17 protein-coding genes and 1 pseudogene are annotated in these 18,772 nt (G+C 63.0%); 11 read left to right on the forward strand and 7 right to left on the reverse strand.

Annotation, left to right across the window (positions count from 1 at the left end):
* The first annotated feature begins 67 nt into the window (after positions 1 to 67).
* The 5 genes from QM693_RS31365 (at position 68) to QM693_RS37950 (ending at position 6,115) form a co-directional block, all read left to right on the forward strand.
* Complete coding sequence (locus QM693_RS31365; protein ID WP_283354270.1) at positions 68 to 700, forward strand: PaaI family thioesterase; 633 nt, start codon at positions 68 to 70, stop codon at positions 698 to 700.
* Positions 701 to 1,341: 641 nt separating this feature from the next.
* Positions 1,342 to 1,836, forward strand: coding sequence for a cupin domain-containing protein (locus tag QM693_RS31370; protein WP_283354271.1), 495 nt, complete (start codon positions 1,342 to 1,344; stop codon positions 1,834 to 1,836).
* Positions 1,837 to 2,165: 329 nt separating this feature from the next.
* Positions 2,166 to 3,572 carry an MFS transporter gene (locus QM693_RS31375; RefSeq protein WP_283354272.1) on the forward strand — a complete coding sequence of 469 codons (1,407 nt, stop codon included), beginning with the start codon at positions 2,166 to 2,168 and terminating at the stop codon, positions 3,570 to 3,572.
* Positions 3,573 to 3,912: 340 nt separating this feature from the next.
* A complete protein-coding gene (locus QM693_RS31380) occupies positions 3,913 to 5,544 on the forward strand; it encodes an AMP-binding protein (RefSeq protein ID WP_283354273.1) in 1,632 nt (543 codons plus the stop codon).
* Between the two features lie 58 nt (positions 5,545 to 5,602).
* Positions 5,603 to 6,115: a nitroreductase/quinone reductase family protein gene (locus QM693_RS37950; protein WP_502942686.1), complete on the forward strand. Its 513-nt coding sequence runs from the start codon at positions 5,603 to 5,605 to the stop codon at positions 6,113 to 6,115.
* Between the two features lie 40 nt (positions 6,116 to 6,155).
* Here QM693_RS37950 and QM693_RS37955 read toward each other — a convergent pair whose 3' ends face one another.
* Entirely contained in the window at positions 6,156 to 6,656 is a 501-nt protein-coding gene (locus QM693_RS37955) for an IS110 family transposase (RefSeq protein ID WP_502942687.1), read from the reverse strand.
* Between the two features lie 225 nt (positions 6,657 to 6,881).
* Between QM693_RS37955 and QM693_RS31395 the strand changes: the two are divergent.
* Positions 6,882 to 7,121: pseudogene (locus QM693_RS31395) on the forward strand (hypothetical protein); the annotation flags it as partial.
* A 181-nt stretch (positions 7,122 to 7,302) separates the two neighbouring features.
* Here QM693_RS31395 and ltrA read toward each other — a convergent pair.
* From ltrA to QM693_RS31425, 6 genes are all read right to left on the reverse strand, one after another.
* On the reverse strand, positions 7,303 to 8,565 hold the full coding sequence (gene ltrA / locus QM693_RS31400; protein ID WP_095869457.1) for a group II intron reverse transcriptase/maturase: 1,263 nt from the start codon (positions 8,563 to 8,565) through the stop codon (positions 7,303 to 7,305).
* Between the two features lie 884 nt (positions 8,566 to 9,449).
* Positions 9,450 to 10,277, reverse strand: coding sequence for an SDR family NAD(P)-dependent oxidoreductase (locus tag QM693_RS31405; RefSeq protein ID WP_283354274.1), 828 nt, complete (start codon positions 10,275 to 10,277; stop codon positions 9,450 to 9,452).
* A gap of 116 nt (positions 10,278 to 10,393) precedes the next feature.
* A complete protein-coding gene (locus tag QM693_RS31410; protein ID WP_283354275.1) occupies positions 10,394 to 11,554 on the reverse strand; it encodes a thiolase family protein in 1,161 nt (386 codons plus the stop codon).
* A gap of 25 nt (positions 11,555 to 11,579) precedes the next feature.
* Complete coding sequence (locus QM693_RS31415; RefSeq protein WP_283354276.1) at positions 11,580 to 11,834, reverse strand: hypothetical protein; 255 nt, start codon at positions 11,832 to 11,834, stop codon at positions 11,580 to 11,582.
* 443 nt (positions 11,835 to 12,277) lie between these two features.
* Complete coding sequence (locus QM693_RS31420; RefSeq protein ID WP_283354277.1) at positions 12,278 to 13,138, reverse strand: IS5 family transposase; 861 nt, start codon at positions 13,136 to 13,138, stop codon at positions 12,278 to 12,280.
* A gap of 112 nt (positions 13,139 to 13,250) precedes the next feature.
* Complete coding sequence (locus QM693_RS31425) at positions 13,251 to 13,994, reverse strand: GntR family transcriptional regulator (protein WP_283354278.1); 744 nt, start codon at positions 13,992 to 13,994, stop codon at positions 13,251 to 13,253.
* 166 nt (positions 13,995 to 14,160) lie between these two features.
* On the opposite strand from QM693_RS31425, the gene QM693_RS31430 reads away from it, so the two are divergent.
* The 5 genes from QM693_RS31430 (at position 14,161) to QM693_RS31450 (ending at position 18,586) form a co-directional block, all read left to right on the forward strand.
* Positions 14,161 to 15,045 carry a phosphate/phosphite/phosphonate ABC transporter substrate-binding protein gene (locus QM693_RS31430; RefSeq protein WP_283354279.1) on the forward strand — a complete coding sequence of 295 codons (885 nt, stop codon included), beginning with the start codon at positions 14,161 to 14,163 and terminating at the stop codon, positions 15,043 to 15,045.
* Positions 15,042 to 15,827, forward strand: a complete 786-nt coding sequence (phnC, locus tag QM693_RS31435; protein WP_283354280.1) for a phosphonate ABC transporter ATP-binding protein — start codon at positions 15,042 to 15,044, stop codon at positions 15,825 to 15,827. The genes QM693_RS31430 and phnC overlap by 4 nt, the downstream gene beginning before the upstream one ends.
* On the forward strand, positions 15,827 to 16,645 hold the full coding sequence (phnE, locus tag QM693_RS31440; RefSeq protein ID WP_283354281.1) for a phosphonate ABC transporter, permease protein PhnE: 819 nt from the start codon (positions 15,827 to 15,829) through the stop codon (positions 16,643 to 16,645). Before phnC ends, phnE begins: the two co-directional genes overlap by 1 nt.
* Complete coding sequence (locus tag QM693_RS31445) at positions 16,642 to 17,358, forward strand: tyrosine-protein phosphatase (RefSeq protein WP_283354282.1); 717 nt, start codon at positions 16,642 to 16,644, stop codon at positions 17,356 to 17,358. Before phnE ends, QM693_RS31445 begins: the two co-directional genes overlap by 4 nt.
* 667 nt (positions 17,359 to 18,025) lie before the next feature.
* Positions 18,026 to 18,586: a TetR/AcrR family transcriptional regulator gene (locus QM693_RS31450; protein ID WP_283354283.1), complete on the forward strand. Its 561-nt coding sequence runs from the start codon at positions 18,026 to 18,028 to the stop codon at positions 18,584 to 18,586.
* Positions 18,587 to 18,772 lie beyond the last annotated feature (186 nt).

Consider the following 18,772-nt stretch of genomic DNA (forward strand, 5'->3'; position numbering starts at 1 on the left):
GTCAAACGCCCCACACCCGGCCTATGCCGTCGCGAGCGGCTCCACGTCCAGTGCAAGGTGAACTAGTATGACAACAGATCCAACGCTCTCCGTCCCCGATCATCGCCCGGATGTCGCCGCCGCGATACGAGCACTGTCCCATGTACTGGCACGCAAGCAAGTCTCCGATCCCGATCTCACGAGACGGGTCGTCGAACAACTCCGGGAAACGACCGTCGAACTTCTCGCACTCGCCGACGACCAGCGCGAACTTGAAGCCGACCTGGAGCGAATGCTGTCTTACAAGGACGGAGACGAAGGGATGTTCGCATCATCCTCGTGTCCCGCTACCGGCTCGGCCAATCCGTTTGGTCTTGGCGCCACGGTTGGCAGGGACGGAGGGAACGTGGTCGCGACGGTCACCTTCGGACCGGCATCGTCAGGCCTGCCGGGAATCACCCACGGTGGACATCTGTGCACCGTGATCGATGGCGTCATGGGGTTGGCTGCGGTGAATCTCACCGGCGGCCCTGCGGTGACGGTAAATCTGTCCATCGACTTCCTGGCGCCCGTCCCGATTGGTGAAGAGTTGCACCTGACCGTCTCCCTCTCGGAGTCCGTCGGCCGCAAACACACCTTCGAGTTCCTCGGCTCCCTCTCCACCGGGGGGCGGCCGGCGGTACGAGGGAGCGGCTTGTTTCTTCGCCCGCGAGGAGCCTGACCGAGCATGTTCCACTCGGCGGCACTGGCGGACAAGCGCGGATGCTCCCCAGATATGCGCGACCCGGGTCCAGTCGATTGCCTCGATCAGCCAGCGAGTGCCTGGCCTGGACCACCCTCCTTGCCCAACCCGTCTGAGATCGAGCTCGTACTGGCGTGCCGCCCGTCACGGACCGCTGGCAGTATCGCTACCAACTCGCCAGCGGGCTCGCGCGCAACTACAGCAGTTCGTCTCGTACCGCCCTGCTCAGGGGCAATCGCCTGGTCGGTAACTGCCTCCATTCCGCGGCGTTCGTCGGACACCCAACGCCCAAGGTTCCCCTTCACCCCGCGCTCACACCCAACGTTGGCGATGGTGCAACCTGAGTCGATCGTCCGGTCCGCGGTCCCGCCCCTGCACTCGGTCGTAAAGGACCGGCGGGTACGCAACACGGGGACGTCTCCACTCAGCTGGATCGCTGCTCCACTATCTCGGCGTCCGCTCACCTGGACCCGAATTATTCAGACTGCACTCTGGACCGACTTCGACCGTGGAACACAACTCCAACCTAGACAGAGTGGCGCCCGTCACTTATATTCTGAGACAGACTCGCTTAAAACTCACACCTCCCGGATGGGACTTCACGGCAGTGACGGAGAAAAATGACTGTTCGACGAGTAGTGACCGGTTTCAACGACACCGGTGAGGCTGTGTTCTTGTCAGATGAACACCTGAATGAAGTACAGAACCTGAACACCATGCTGTCGTCGGTGTGGCGCACCGACTCCGTCAGCACCTTACAAATTCCTCCGAAGGTTCCCGCCGAGAACGGCTTCGGGTTCCCGATGCCCGGAGGCACGTGGGCGCTGTCGTGGTCGATTCCACCACGCAGCGTGGGGGGTGAGGATCAGGATCAGGATGGAGTCACAAAGGCCGGCGACCTGCCTTCCGGTGCCGCACACGCCACCGATTCCATTGACATCAACGTAGTCACCTCGGGCGCAGTCGCTTTCGCGCTCGAAGATGGTACTGAGCAAGTTCTCGAAGGCGGTGACGTCATTGTCGTCAACGGTGTCCGCCACACCTGGAGCAATCGTGGAGACGAGACTGCCACCATCCTGTCGTTCATTCTCGGCGCCGAACGCACCGCGCACTAGCAATACCCATCCACACACCTGCCCCTGCCTCGACGACGCGCCACACCGGCTGCGAATTGATGTGAATACCTCGCGGAACCACGGGCGGCCCTGTCTCGCACCGGCGGCCGACATGCTTGAGGAAGGCTTCTCGCCGCACATAGCATTTTGGCGCTCAACCGTGCTGAAGACCAATCACTCGCCGCCGCACCTCCCGACTGCGCACCATTCACCGAATGCAACAAAGCTTCGAGGCCGAAGCGCGTCGACCGGCGCCGCTTGCAATCGATGGTTCCCTCGAAAGCACCTCCCGTTGCCTCATTGGCAGCTCTCCTCAGACCGAAGGATGCATGACTATGCGTGACCCCTCGCCCACCGTGGATGCACAAAAGCTCATCGACGACTCGCCGCTGTCCTCGGTGCAGCGAAAGTCGCTCGCAATCTGCCTGGCTTTCGCCGTCATCGACGGTTTCGACGCCCTGGTCATCGGATTCGTCATCCCTGCGATCTCTCAAGAATGGGGGCGCAGCGCAGCGAGTTTGACTCCTGCAACAGTGGCCGGGCTCATCGGCACCATCGTCGGATCGATGCTCATCACGCCCTTCGCAGACCGATTTGGCCGACGTCCGATCATCCTTGCCGGTTCGGCAATATTCGCGGTGTTCACCCTGTTAGCAGCCGCATCGACCAGCGTGGAAATGCTGGCCGCCCTTCGGTTCCTTGCCGGACTGGGGCTCGGCGCGGTCCCTGCCACGCTGATCGCCTACGGGTCGGAAATGGCGCCACGCCGCATGCGGGCAACGATCGTGACCGTGGTCGGCAGCGGCCTTGCCGCCGGTGGCTTCGTCGGAGGCTTCGCGGCTGGATTTCTCATTCCCACGTTCGGTTGGCGTTCAGTGTTTGTCGCCGGCGGACTCCTACCGATCTTGGCCATGTTGGTGGCTCTCAAGTGGCTGCCAGAGAGCGTCCAGTACCTGGTCACCCGCGGCCGTCACAGCGAGGCGACTGCATTCGTCAACAGGATCTCCGGGAGCACGATTTCGGATCCCGAGACGAGGTTCATCGTCGGGGCAGGCACCGATGCCCATCGGAACACCAGCGTTCGGACACTGTTTGCTGACCATCGAGGCGGAATAACAATCGTCCTGTGGATCCTCTATGCCGCACAGTTCATGACAACCTTCTTCCTCTTCAGTTGGCTGCCTTCGGTCCTGACCGAGGCTGGTGTCGGCCGTACTACGGCCCTGATCGCGACGTCGGTGTGCACCCTGGGAGGCATGCTCGGAGGTGTGGCACTCGGGCGAACTATCGACCGTGTCGCCTCCCGGTTCGCGGTGATCGGTGTCAGTTTCGCCGTGGGAGCCGCCGCAGTCGCAACGACCGCGATGGTCACGGGATTCTCCAACGTCCTGATGTTCACCGCCCTCTTTATCGTGGGTGCATGCACGATCGGCACAGGGATCTGCATCAACTCGATAACCGCAACGCTGTATCCTGCGCACGTCCGATCTACAGGTGTGGGATGGGCATACGGCTTCGGCCGGCTCGGATCGGTTATCGGACCCTCGATTGGTGGCGTGTTACTGGCGATGCAGTTCCAGGCCAGGTCGATCTTCCTGCTCATCCTCGTGCCTATTGCGATCTGTGCCCTGGCGGTCGCGGCGCTCAGCGTGCTGAGTCGCCGAAGCGAGAACGCAGCACTGCCGAGCATCGGCATAACTACGCAACCCGCATCCGTGACCAACAAGAGTGCTTGAGGGTTTCTTCGCTCGCTACTCTGGCCTTTTAATGCATATCGAGATAGCGGTAGCAGCGCCCCCGCCGGAAGGATGTCCCCATGTGCACGAACCCCTCCAGCCCTCCCTAACCGAGCAGGTCGAGGCCGCGCACCGGGTGATCCATCAAGATGATACTTATTGTGACCGTTGACAAATGGTTAGATTCCTTTAACAGCAGACGCGGCATTCATCGATCGGAATTGTTCAGTTCCCGACGACTATCAATGCTCCCTCACCATGACAGACCTGGCTTTGATCGAAGCCGTTTCACCCCCCGCCACAGTGTGCGGGCAAACCTCACTCGCAAGGAGTTTCGCGTATGCACACCGTTGTCGCGGACAGCACGCCACAGGTCCGAACCGATACGGTCCTACACGCGCTGGCACGCGCGCTCGATCGGGCGCCCGATACACCGTTTCTGAGCTTCGAGTCGATTCAGTACTCCTTTCGGGAGGTCGACGAACTCTCGACACGGTTCGCCCACTCACTGGCAGACCTGGGGGTCAACCGCGGCCAGACTGTCGCCACTCTCCTGGACAACGGCATCGACCAGGTAGTCAGTTGGTTCGCCATCAACAAACTCGGTGCGATCTGGGTCCCGCTGAACACCGCCTATCGCGGCGACTTCCTGGAGCACCAACTCAGTGACTCCAACTCCACCATCCTCGTTTGCGATGACCAGTATCTTCCGAACGTCGCACGGGTAGCGGGCAACCTTCCGTACCTGCAAAGGATTCTGTGCCGGGGAGAATACTCCGATAGCAGTGTCGGCGACATACCTATAGATTTACTCGACCGCTATCGCGGCGCCGACACGTCGCCAATACCTATCACGGCCGCTCCCGGCGACCTTTCGCTACTCATCTACACATCGGGTACGACCGGTCCGTCGAAAGGATGTATGGTCAGTCACAATTACATCTGCCACCAGGGCCAACAGACGAATCAATCGGTTCCCCCTTTGCCAGGCGAAGTCATGTACACATGCCTTCCCCTCTTCCACATCTCCGCGGTAGACACCTTGGTGAGCGCGCTACTTGCTCAGACCTGCATTGCTATTGCGAAGAAGTTCTCGCTGTCCGGATTCTGGAGCGAAATCTCTCAGTCCGGAGCGGCAAATGTCCGCCTGCTCTCCTCCATTCTGCCGCTGGTAGCCCAGGCCGCCGACACCCCCGAGATGCAACGATGTGTAGGCCAGATCAGAGCAGTAACTGGCTATGCGACTCCAGAGGTGGTCCAGGTGTGGAAGAAATGGTTCGGGGTACAGATCTTCATCGCGCAGTCGTACGGCCAGTCCGAAGGGGCCCGACTGAGCACGACCTATGCAGGAACGCGGGAGCCGCCGGCTGGTTCTTGCGGCCAAATCGATACCGACGCCTTTGATGTTGTCATTCTCGACGAGGACGACAACATTGTGTCCGACGGCGAGATCGGCGAGATCGCCTACCGGCCCCGCAAACCGCACGTGATGTTCGACGGATACTGGCGCAGACCGGAGGAGACACTAAAACTGTGGCGAAACCTTTGGATGCACTCGGGAGACCTCGGCAAAAAGGAAGGTGACTTCCTGTATTTCGTTGACCGCAAGAAGGACTATCTTCGAAGCCGTGGCGAGAACATCTCGAGCTTCGAGATCGAACGGTCCTTCATGAAGCATTCGGAAATCAGTGAGGTTGTGGTGCATGCGATCTCGGATGGAATCTCCGAGGACTGCCTGAAGGTCACCGCCGTTCTGGAGTCCAATTCCGCCATGACGGAGCGGGACCTCTGCCTATGGTCGCTGAACGAGGTACCGTATTTCGCGGTTCCTCGCTTCATCGAGTTCCGGAACACGCTACCCAAGACTCCGACCGGGAAGATCACCAAGAACACGCTGCGACAGGAGGGATTGACCCCTGCGACATGGGACCGCGAGACATCCGACATCATAGTTCGACGGAGTCGAAACTAGTCCACGTTGAAATTTCCCGGGGTCGGCCGACCGAACACTGACTTTGTGAGGTCACTCGATGGCTAGTGAATACTCTGCGAGCCCAATCGAGTCCGTGCGCGATCATGTAGCTCGCTACGAGTCCAGCGATGGGGCAGATGGATATGAGCGACGAGGATTCCAATGCATCATTCTCACGCACATCGGCAGAAGATCTGGATTGCTCCGGAAGCTTCCGCTGATGAAGGTCGTCCTCGAAGGACAGTACATTCTCGTTGCTTCATTTGCGGGCCAAGAGCGCAACCCCCTCTGGGTTGACAACGTCCTGACCAACTCAATCGTCCAGATCCAAGACCAGGACGAGATCATCTCGGCCAGTGCAAGCCTGACCAGCGGATACAAGCGAGAATCAGTATGGCGCGCGGCGGTTGCCGCGTATCCTCCATACGCCGAATACCAGCGGAGGACCTCGAGAGAATTCCCGTTGTTCACATGCCAGCCCGGTCGGGTGAGCACCGCGGTCGGTGGCCGAGAATCAAGACGCCGAGGTGGTGACCCGGACGCTCGAGACTCTAAAGACGCGACCCACTGACTTGACACGGTCGATGACACAGGAGATGGGCCAGTCGCAGTCAACGGTCTCGCGGATATGGCGGGCCTTCGGGTTGCAACCGCATCGCGTCGAGGGGTCCAGCTGTCGACAGATCCGCCTTTCGTCGACAAGGTCGACGACGTCGTGGGCCTCGACCTGATCCGCGGAGCGGGCGCCGGTGTTCTGCATGGACGAGAAGCCGGAGGCTCCAGGCGCTGGATCGGCCGAACCCGGTGTCGGCGAGGGCGACAAGCTCGGTTTCGATGGCAATCGAAATGTCCTCGGCGCTGTCGCAGTGTTCCGCTGTCAGTGCCAGGAGATCAGTGATTCCGTCTGCGTCGGTGTTGATTCGGGTGCGTGCAATTCTCTCACCATTCGTGTCGACCAAAGACACATCGTGATGCGCCTCGGCCCAGTCGATCCCGCAGATGATGCCCATACATCCTCCTTGTGCCGGTGGCCTTCCGTTGAGCTTGAGGCACGTGCGGCAACCTAGTGGACAGCGCTCTGTGGCGCGGTATCTCACCAACCCTTCACACATACACCTCGCGGCAGACCGGCAGGGTCACCGTCTACATTCGAGATCTCCGGTGCGTTCAGTGTCATCACATGCAGTGATCACCTGCCGGCAGCTCACCGGCTATTCTGCACCCGGATCCGTGGACGGGCAGTGATCTCCTGCCGGTTGCCTCTTCCGTGTCGGGACAAGCCGACTCACCCATTAGGTGGACGGGGCGATGCTGATGCCTTGTTCGGTGAGCACGGCTCCGCCGGCACCCTCGCCGCCGGCCTCCACGCCCTCGCCCGCGGAGTTACCCTGCGCCGGCACCTGGTCAACGTCCCCGCCCAGTTCCCCCGGCCTGCACGCAAACCTGTGCTTCACCTTCCGGCTCACTGGCCGCGGCAAACAGACTGGAAGACCCTCTGGGACAACATCATCGCTGCGAAAGGCCACACACTGCCTGACCCCGACAACCCGGCACCAGCCCCGACCCCAAACACCTAACGTGGATGAGCTGATAAGGAGGTCAGCAGATCAACCACGCCCCATCAGCGTCGCCCGTCGACATCACCAGAGATAATTGCCGAGATCAAGGATCCGTCGGGTGGCCCGGGGGAATCGCACCCCCGGGCTCCCACAGATCCCGGCGTGACAGTCTCCCGTCACCGGGCTCTTGTCATTCTGGTCACCAGACAGACGAGACGGATGGAACCCATTTCCAGTGCGCGAACATGCGGGGATACCGTGCGGTGATCCCCTGCCAGCACTCGATGGCTTTCTTCTCAGCCCGCAGCCGACGATATTTCTTGCGGATCCACCGCACCAAGTAGGCGTTGATGCGTGAGAGGACTTGATACAGGGCAGAGCGGTGAAACGCCCCGTAGTACTGCATCCATCCCCGCACTATCGGATTGATGCGTTGCGCGAGGTCGGCGAAGGCGTGACCGGTGCGGGTGTGCAGCCGCCAGGACCGCACCGCCGCACCGATCTTCTTCACAGCGTCCTTGCTGATCGCGGGCAAGAACGCGCTGAAGTGCTGCCCGTGCTTGTTCCGCGCCCTGCGCTGGCGGAACGTGAACCCCAGGAACGTGAACGACGTGTGCTCATACGAGCCGCGCCGCGTGCCGTCCTGGCAGTAGACGATCCGTGTCTTGTCGGGATGCAGACGCAACCCGACCTGTCCCATCCTGTCGCCGATCGCGGCCAGCACCCGCTTCGCTTGATGCTCGCTGGCGCAATGCACCACCGCATCGTCGACATAGCGTTCGAACGCGATACCCGGGAACTCCCGGGCCATCCACGCATCGAACGCATAGTGCAGGAACAGATTAGCCAGTACAGGCGAAACCGCAGAACCCTGCGGGGTCCCCCGGTCTCGTTGTTGCAAGACCCCGTCGGCCCGCTGCAGCGGCGCTTGGAGCCACCGCTTCACATACAGCAGAACCCACGGTTGGTCGGTGTTCGCTTCCACCGCTTTGACGATGAACTCCCAAGGCACGGTGTCGAAGAACTTCTCGATATCGAGGTCGATGACCCAGTTGCTCTTCCAGCACCGTTTCCGACACGCTCCCACCGCATCGAGCGCCGACCGGCCCGGGCGGTAGCCGTAGGAGTCGGGATGGAAGATCGGTTCGACCCTCGCCTCCAACCGCCTGGCCACCACCGTTTGAGCGACGCGATCGGCCACAGTGGGCACCCCTAGAATTCGGATTCCCGCGTCGTGCGGCTTCGGTATCTCCACCGCCAACACCGGAGGCGGAAAGTAACTCCCCGAGGACATCCGATTCCAGACCTGATAGAGATTGTTCTTCAGGTCCTTCTCGAACTCCTCGATCGAGCACCCGTCCACTCCCGGCGCACCCTTGTTCGTTCTCACCTTCTCCCACGCCTCGCGCACTTCCCACTTCGAAATCTCGAATGACTTGCCTGGCGATGTCAGCTCGCCCATGCGACTCCTCCCGGAACATGCCGGTTGATCGAGTGAACAAACCACTAATGACCTGGCCCCTTGGCTCCACCGCCACCGCGTCAAGCAGCGGTTTCACAGCTACTACGGGCCAGTCCGCCGGCGCGGACCCGCATCGGTACTCGATCCCTCACGGTTTCAGCCGCTCGGAACACTCCCTCTCACCCATCCCTGAACCTTGGGGATGGGCAGTATCGGGCCACGCCTTCTCACGTTCCACGCAAGAGCGGCAGATCGGGCTCACGTCGCCTGTATGCCGGACACCGCCTGGCCAGTAAGCGGGACTCCCGCCAGACTCCTCCCGGGGCTATCCGTATACCCCGGTTTTGATGTCATCCGAACCTGTTACGACATTTCATCGGCTGTAACGCTCGTCTTCCCGATCCCTGCCTGACGCATCTCGTGCGCCTTTTCCCACATCGCTCACCACGACGGTCTTCAGCCAACGCAGCAGTGGGCGGCTTGAAGCCCTCCCCCGCAGGACGGCTCCGAGGGGCCATACACCCTCATCTCTTACGCAGCACCGTTTCTGGAAGCTCTTCCTACATCAAGCTCCTTTCAACGTTCGTGACACACACGGATTGAGGCTTAGGCCCCCGCGCTCGCGGATTCGGTCCCGATACAGCCGTACGGCTCGCTCCTGGGTCTCGGCGTCGTACTTCTTCGGTGCAGGCATGACCAACATTCTCCTTGCTAGATCAGGAGCCTTGACCTCTTCCAGGACGGTTCACCCGCCGGGCAGCCGGCCCACGTCGACACCGAGGGCCGCGGCACTGACCCCGCCCACACACCGCCTTGAGCCCAAATCGTCACTTCAAACCCACGCTCCGAGGTCTTCGGACATGCGGAGGAGGTTCAGACATCGGCTACTGTTCTGAGACGGTCCGAGCACCCAAAGCACGCATGTCTGGGACGAAGGGCTGATGAGCTAGTAGACCGCCATCGACACGGATCGTCTCGCCGTTGATTCCACGCGAATCGTCCGAACACAGGAAGAGAAAGACGTTACCCAGCTCGGTGGGTCCGTTGAGCTCAGGACTCATGGTATGACGGCGGTAGATGTCCTTGATCTCTTGCGGCAAGGCCAGCGCCGGTGGTGTCGTGGTCGTTCCCGGACAGATGGCGTTACAGCGCACGCCTTCACCGCCATACTGGGTTGCGGTGTACTTGGTGAGTGCGATGAGCGCGGCCTTAGTCGCCCCGTAGCCGGTCAGGCTGTTATCACCAGCGAATGCATGGGTTGAGGCGGTGTTCACTATCGCACCACCTTTGCGACGGAGGAAGGGCAGGGTGTGTTTTGTCAGTAGCATCGGTGCACGCACGTTCACAGCCATCACGTTGTCCCATGCCTCGATTGTCATCGTCGCAACGTCACCGTCATCCCCTGGGAAGATTCCCGCATTGTTGATGACGATATTGGGCTCGCCGAAGTACTCCACTGTGCGGGCGACGAGGCGCTCGATCTGGCCCTCATGACGGAGGTCCACCTCAACTGCTAGTGCCGTTCGATCACCGTGCCGCTCATTGAGATTTGTGGCGAGCCGTTCTGCGCCATCGATGTTTATGTCGGCCAGAACGACCCGAGCACCCTCTGCTGCAAGCTGCGTGGCGGCGGCGCCACCTATGTTCAAGCCGCCCGGAACGACCGACGTCGCACCGGTAACGATGGCGACTCGTCCTTCTACTCTTCCCATTACTTCAACTCCTGACCTTGACTGGCTCGCTGGGAACGACTACTGGCCTTAATGAATCCGTCAAGGCCCGCCCACCTCGCGACTCTGTGCGTACAACCCTCTCCGTGCAGGTAAGCTCATGGAGCGGGGACCCTGATCGCAACAGCCCCGCCCTGGCCACCGCCGGCGCACATTGTCGCGACACCGATACCCCCACCCCGGCGGCGCAACTCGTGGACGAGGGTAGTGGTCATCCGTGTTCCGGACGCTGCGACAGGGTGTCCGAGACTGCACCCGCTGCCGTGAACGTTGACCCGGCTCTCGTCGAGACCGAGCTCACGACACACAGCGACCGGAACTGAGGCGAAGGCCTCGTTCACTTCCCAGAGATCAACGTCGTCGACGGCGAGACCAGTACGTTCGAGCACGCGCACCGCGGCGTCGATCGCAGCCGTGCCGGTCCACCGCGGATCGACACCGACAGCCGACCAACCGAGGATCTCTGCCATCACCGTCACACCCTGCGCCGCAGCCACTTCCGGACGGGTCACGACGAGGGCAGCGGCACCGTCGTTGATACCCGAAGCGTTTCCTGCAGTGATCGAGAACCCTCCGATCTCAGGGTGCAGTGGCGGAAGCGAGGCGAGCTTCGCCTCCGACGTCGTACGCCGCGGATGCTCGTCCACCTGGAAGGAACCACCGTCGGGCAACGACACCGCAACCAACTCGTCGACAAAGACGCCTGCCTCGATGGCGGCCACCGCTCGCTGATGGGAACGCACCGCCCAGATGTCCATCGCCTCACGGGAGATCGCGAACTTCTCGGCGACGTTGAAGCCGACCGTCAGAGTGACGTCGTCGTCGGCCTCGGCGGTGTGGGGGAATGTGGGCGGCATCCCTCGAAACTCGTCGCCGACGGCATCTCGCCACACCAACTCGGGCGCCGTCGAGGTGGACTGGACACCCCCGGCAACCACCACGTCGGCACCTCCGGCCAACACCGACGCAGCCGCGACACCGACCGCACTCAGGCCACTTGCACAGTGGCGATTGAGCGCCATGCCCGGGACACGGACCATCCCCGCTGCGACGGCGGCATGACGTGCGAGATCGCCACCCCCGTAGAGAGACTCCGCGAGGACGACGTCGTCGATCTCGTCCGGCCGGAAGCCCGACCGTTCGATCGCCGCCACGAGCACGGTCCGCGCGAGTTCTTCGGCGCGCACACTCTGCAAAGAACCCTTGAACGAGGTACCGATCGGAGTCCGGACGGCACTGACAATGACGGCATTGTTCATTAGATATCTCCAAAATAGAATGGTTTCAGACGGTAGCGGGTATGCGGGAGAGCGCCTCGAGCGCTGTGAGCACCTGGGACCGGACCGTGTCGCGGACCACGTCCGGGCGCTCCGGCTTCGGGACAAGCGCGACGGACATCAACCCGGACTGCGCGGCGTTCATTGCTGCCACGAGTGCCACCCGTGGTGCCTCGGGGTGGAGCCGCCCGAGGACGTCGACCCACCGTTTCAGGTAGCGCTCACGCCGCCGGAGGAAGGCGCCGCGGTGCGCCGACGACAACGAGCGCTGCTCGTGCAGCCAGATGAGTGCAAGCGAGCGGCGGTCGAGGGTGTTCCAGGTTGTACTTGGGGGTGCGGATCCAGCGATTTCGGAAGTCGGATCGCCCGTTCTCGAACGTGATGCCCTGGACCATCCCGTCCATCGCGAGCAGCGCATTCGCCCGATTGTCTGCAAATGGGCGCTTCTACGTAGGGCTGGTTCGGTAGAACCCGCCAGCAAGGTCACGCGGAACCTGCCCTTCGGTGACGATGCACTCCTCGACCGTCGCCTCGAACCGCATCGGCTTGCACGGACCCATGAACTGGGTTCCGGAAGGAATCGGGTATCCCATGTGAACTCCTGTTTCATCTGAAGCGATGCGCGCAGCCGCTCCCACACCCGGACGTGATTAATAAGACAATATATCTCATATCAGTACCTTGTTAGAGTGCGTTTGAAAACCTTCAGGTTCGGGCGAGCCGCCTCGTCATGGTCGCGATCGTCGCGATGTGAACCATGGCCTCGCGGTGGTCGGGTCTGGTTTCGTAGTCTCGCACGCAGCGGCCGTGCTTGTTGATCCACGCGAAGCTTCTCTCGACCACCCAAACGCGGGGTCGGACGTGGAAACCCGTGCTGCCGGGAATGCGTTTGATGATCTGCATAGCTAGGGCGAGAACGTCTTTCGCCCAGGCGGGCAATCGTGCGTGGTGACCGCCGTCGGCCCAGGCCAGCCGGACGGTGGAGAACCTGCCGCGCAGCGCGGCCAGCAGTCGGTGCGCGGCGTCGCGATCCTGGATCGAGGCAACGGTGACGACGACGGCGAGCAGCAGGCCGTTCACATCCACCGCAATGTGCCGTTTGACGCCGTTCGTTCTCTTGCCGCCATCCCAGCCGCGGCTCGATCGGGGCACGGTGTCGGCGTCCGGCACCGTCTGCGAGCCGATGATCGCCGCGGTCGGGCACCGGTCCCGCCCGTCCCGTACCCGCAGGCGGTCGCGCAGCGCGTCGACGATGTGCTGCCACGCGCCGCTGTGGGACCAGCGGGCGAAGACCGCGTACACCGTCCCGGATGGCGGGAACTCCACCGGCAGTTGCCGCCACGCCATACCACCGCGGACGATGTACAAGATGGCGTCCACTATCAGACGGCGGCAATGCTTCTCGGGTCTGCCGCCGCGGCCTGCCGTGCTGCCGGGCGCGGGCAACAGCGGTTCGAGGGTCCTCGACTCTGCGTCGGTGACCGACGACGAGTACACCGCGCAACCGTGCCCGCCCGCCGCGTGGGGTGGGCACGACGGGCATGGGGGAATCGGCGATGATGTCATGTGGGCTCCCGGTGCGGTCGGGGCCTTTGGTACTCACCGACCCAACCAGGAGCCCGCTTTCTTCGATTCTCAGCGGGACACACGCCCGCGATCACGAGTTCTCAAACACCCTCTAATAGCTCGCGACGAATCTCACGCGGTCGCTGCGGCATGACCGACTGATGTACACCGTAGGCGTGTCGTCCTCGTCGAGATTCAGGCCGTCGCGTAGGAGAACCGGGGCGCCCGGCGGGACTCCGAGCATGTCTGCCACCCGCGGCGACGCGGCTCCTGCTGCGAACGAACGCCACGCGGCCTTCAATCGCACCCCGTAGACGTCGCGCCAGACCGTGTACAGCGGGACGCCGTCGCCGAGGTGCCGATCGATTCCGGCGAACCGGCGGTCGTCCATCCACACGGAATTCGCGAACCACGGCTCGCCGTCGACCTCGAGCACCGTGTCGAGGCGCCGTAACCGGCATCCGGGCAGATACTCCTCGGCCTGAGGTGCGCTGCCGCCGAGCACGATCTCGCTTGCGACGAGCGACTCACTGAGCGTGCGGCCCACGGACCGGAAGGCCTCGCTGAGACCGTCGGCGTCGTTGATGTAGCTGGCAGCGAGCTCGATCGGAAAATGCCGGGGCGGTCGGGCGACGAACGTGCCCGACCCCTGCCGTGCGACAAGCCGGCCGGCCCGGGTCAGTTCGCCGATCGCCTGCCGCACCGTGAGCCGGTTAACCCGGAGTTCAGCGGCCAGGTCGGTCTCGGGCGGCAGCCGGTCGCCCGGTTGCAGCGCTCCACTGTCGAGTCGCTGTAACAGGACGTCCTGCACCTGGCGGTAGAGCGGCACCCGGGCTGCGGACGTTTTGCTCGGCATGCGTTAAGTCTAGAGGACTATCGCAACAGCGCGCCGTCGTGTGCTGGCGGCATTGTTCCTGTTCAAGACGCATTCACTTGCCGGACATCGCGAGGGATGGTTTACGCTACTTGTCTAGATGAATATTCGGACATCAACTTCGGATACATCTCGGAAAGGCCCGCCCGTGAGCATCAACCCGACACTGCGCCGCACCCTAGCCGCCGCCTGCGCGGTGACCCTGTGCGGCGCCGCCGCGTGCGGTAACTCCTCCGCCGAGGACGGCGCGCCCGACGTGCTGAAGGTGGGGCTGCCGCCCGCGGAGGCCAACGCGAACCTGCAGGCAAAGTTTGAACCGGTCACCTCGCTGATCGCCGCCGGAACAGGTAAGGCGGTGGAGGTGAAGCCGACGAGCGACTACCTGTCGATCGTCGAGGCCATGCGATCCAGTCTCATCGATGTCGCCGCATTCAGCCCGTTTCCGACGCCCCTCGCCGAGGCCGTCGCCGGTGTCCAGCCGCTCGTGGTGGCCAAGGGCGCCGCTTACAGTTCGGTGTTCGTGTGCCGCACCGGCAACGGCATCGACTCGATCGACGATCTCCGGGGACGCAAGATCGCGTTCGTCGACGCCGGATCGACCAGCGGCAACTACATTCCCAAGCTGTTGCTCAAGCGCGCCGGGATCAACCCGGAGACCGACATCGAGGGCAGCTACGCCGGCGGTCACGACACCGCCGAACTCGCCGTCAAACAGGGCTCGGTCGATTGCGCCGCCGACGCGCGGTCGTCGTATCAGACGATGGTGGACAAGGGCGTGATCGACAGCGCCGCACAGTCGATCGTCGCCGAATCCGATCCGATCCCCGTCTCCCTGGTGATCATCGCCCGTAAGGACCTCGACCCCGCAGTGGGGCGGGGCATCGTGGATGCGTTCGTCAGCGGTGACAGCGCGGCGGCACTCGGCGTGGTCGGGGCAACCAGCTTCGCGAAGGCGCAGGACAGCGATTTCGCGATCTTCCGCGACGCCGCAACCGAACTCGGTGTGGATCTCGAGGAGTTGTCGCGCAAATGATGTCGTCGAAGGGTGTGCCGCGGGTGGAAGCCGACGCGGTGAGCTACCGCTATCCCGACGGCACCGCAGCGTTGCACGAGGTGTCGGTGCGGGTGGCGCCGGGGGAGATCGTCGCGGTGCTGGGTCGTAGTGGCGCCGGGAAGTCGACGCTCATGCGTTGCCTCGCGGGCCTGGAGAGTCCGACGTCGGGTCGGGTGTTGCACGACGGGGTCGACCGCAGCAGGCTGCGTGGGCGCGCCAAGCGTCGCGCGCACGCGCGGGTGGGGTTGGTGTTCCAGGAGTTCCAGCTCGTCGAGCGGGCGACGGTGCTGTCGAACGCGCTGATCGGGCGACTCGCGTACCAGTCGCTGCTGCCGAGCCTGGTGCATTTCGTCCGGCGCAGTGACCGAGAGATCGCCGTCGAGTCCGTCCGCCAGCTTGGCCTCGCGGAGCAACTCCGCAAGCGGGCGGACGCGCTGTCGGGCGGGCAGCGTCAGCGGGTGGCGATCGCTCGGGCGCTGGCGCAGCAGCCGGATATGTTGCTGGCCGACGAGCCGGTCGCCAACCTCGATCCCGTCCTCGCGCGCGGGGTCGTCGACGACATCGTGCGGCTCGCCCGCGACGAGGGCCTCACCGCGGTACTGAATCTGCATGACGTCGAGTTGGCACGCCGCGTCGCGGACCGGCTCGTGGGCTTGCGGGCGGGACGACTCGTATTCGATCGGTCGACCGAGACCATCTCCGACGCCGATCTCGATCTCCTGTACGCCGATCCGGCTCACACTCTCGCAGGAGTGCAGTGATGACACTGGACGCAAAACCCTCCGAGAAGACGCCCTCGACCATCGATCTCGCGGCGCTGCGCCGGCCCTCTTGGCAGACCGGCACCGGAGTGATTGTCGTGGTGGCTGTCATCCTGTGGTCGGCACAGACCGCCGAGTTTGCCCTGGATGCGCTTCTCGACGGACTACCCAATATCGCGGACTTCGTCGGCCGTATGTTCCCTCCCGACCTCGCCATTCTCCCCACCGCTGTTTCTCTGATGGGTGAAACTCTCGCTATCGCGGTCATCGGTACCGCGGTCGGTGTCCTCCTCGCGCTCCCGTGGGCGCTGCTCGCGGCGCGGTCGGTGTTCGGTCAGGCGTGGCTTCATCACGCGGCGCGGGCCTCGATCAACGTCACGCGGGCCGTCCCGGAACTGATGTGGGCGCTGCTGTTCGTTTCCGCGGTCGGGTTGGGCCCACTCGCGGGCACCCTGGCGATCATCATCGGATCCGCCGCGGGGATGGCCCGGCTGTTCGCCGACATCTTTGAAACCATGGACATGCGCGCGTGGGAAGCGGCCGCCGCGGCAGGTGCCACCCGCACTCAGCGCATCAGCTGGGTCCTGCTGCCGCAGTCCGTGCCGACGATCGCCAGCTACACCCTGCTCGTACTCGACGGGAACGTGCGCGCTGCGTCGCTCCTCGGCATCGTCGGCGCAGGCGGCATCGGCATGGAACTCACCCAGCAACTCCGGCTCTTCGAATACGGCAACGTCCTCACCATCGTCATAGTCGTCCTGGTGGTCGTGGTTGCGCTCGACCGCGCCGCCTCTTACCTCAGAAAGAAACTCATATGACCGTCACCGACATCGAGATTCTCCCCAACCTCCGCGACCTCGGCGGACTCCCCGCCGCTGACGGGCGTGTGACCCGGCCCGGAGTGCTCTACCGCAGCGCTTTGCCCGCGCCTGGTGACACCCGCCCCACCACGGTCGACCACTGGCCGGCCCGCACCGTCATCGACCTCCGCAGTCCCCGAGAGTTCGCCGCCCGCGCCCACCCGCTGCAGTCGGACGACACTGCCGTGCACCAGATCTCCCTGCTGTCCGACGCCGAGGTCATCGCACCGAACCAGGGTGCCCGGCTCACGGACATTTATCAGGGAATTCTGAGCAACGCTGGGGAGCGACTGGTAGAGGTCCTGCAGGTCGCAGCCACTTCGCCGGGCCCGGTGCTGCTGCACTGTGCTGCGGGCAAGGACCGCACCGGTGTCGCGGTGGCCCTGTTGCTGCGCACGGCCGGCGTTGCCCCTGACCATATCGTCACCGATTACCTGACGACCAACGAGCACATGCCGGCCGTCCTGGCCCGCATCACTCGCTTCGCTCCCGAACTCGGTCGGCCCCATCCCAACGATCGCGATCTCCGAGGCGCCGTCCCGGACGCCATCAAGGGTGTTCTGGCTCAGTGGGACACCCAGCCGGGCGGCGTGCACGCGTGGCTGCGAGCTCACGGTGCCACCGACGAATCGGTCCATACCTGGACGGACCGGTTCACCACGAACGCGTGAGAAGGCGCCCCGCCGCTCCCCCAAGAGCACCGGCAAATCCCCGCTCAACCGCGATCGGCATGTCGGTGTTCGCCGTTTGGGCCAGGGCCAGCAACACAACCCGCCTACGTGCGGTCGAGTCTCGCGTTCAACTTGTTCTGTTCGTCGCGAAGGGCCGGAATGAACACAATCGGGGCTTCCGACCGACTGGCTGAGCTGCTGCGCCCGCAGACAACGACGGTGTAGAACCGTTCCGCCGGAACAGATCGGTAAACCGGAACCAGCTCGGTGAAACGGATTCGCCTCTATCTAGCTACTCAGGTGATCCCTCTTCTGCGCCCAATAAAGTGGATACTGTGACAACAATTACCGAAAGCCCGAATCCGTGCGGGTCGAGACGGGGCGGGAACGTGTCGCCATGCGAGAACGACGAGAATCAATATTGAAACACTTCGCCTCAAAGTAGTTTCGATCACATTTCTCAGTCAAGCATCCGCGTTGATGCGGTGAAGGGGCCGGCCCGCCGCTCCTCTATCGCATCAACGAATCAGACTTCGCAAGCATCTTGACATGAGGCAACGGTGCATCAACGACGCACAAAGCGACCACAATCTTCTTTTTTCAACTCGCCGCAGTTCCATAGCGGGCCGTCGCACTCTGTGACCGATCGTTCTCATAGACTGGTCCGATGACACGGGAAGAGCAGATCCTCGATGCTGCTACGAAGCTATTTTCCGAACGAAGCTTCGACGGCGTCGGTGTGGACGCAATCGCCAAGGAGTCAGGCATTACCGGGTCCGCGATCTACCGGCACTTCACCAGCAAGGACGAGATCCTTTCGGTCCTGTTCGACCGCGCTACCGACGCACTTCTCGTTCGCATTGGCCAGCCTCTGGCGGATCCGCGGGACGAGCTGCACCGTCTCGTCTACGCCCACATCGAGTTCTCACTGAGCATGCACCAACTTGCCGGCATCTGGGCGCGGGAACAGCGTGCCCTGTCAGACGTACACCGCCGTAATCATCTGCGGCGACAGCGCCAGTACACCGACCGGTGGATCGACTGCCTCGACGCGTGCTACCCGGGTCACCCTCGCGAGGACCTCGCGGCGACAGTGCGTGCGATGCACGGGCTCATCACCTCCGATATCACGCGTCCGCACCGGACAGCGCGGCCCCCGCACCTCCCTGAACTGCTGGCGTCACTGGCCTTTGCTGCCCTCGACTCACTGCAATCGGCGGTTCCGTAACCTGAGGCGCCTCCGTCCGGCGGACGGCATAGATTTTTAGATCTAATGTCGCAAAGTATCCCTGTTGCCTCATGTCAAGATGCCCGCGAAGTCTGATTCGTTGACTCATCGAGAAGTGCCCGCGTGAGAGAGGCTCTCCTCGTGGGTGTGTTCTTGGCGGTGGCGAGGGCGATGAGCTCGGTGGTC

It is taken from the genome of Rhodococcus sp. IEGM 1305, assembly GCF_030058635.1.
Classification (GTDB): Bacteria; Actinomycetota; Actinomycetes; order Mycobacteriales; family Mycobacteriaceae; genus Rhodococcus_F; species Rhodococcus_F opacus_D.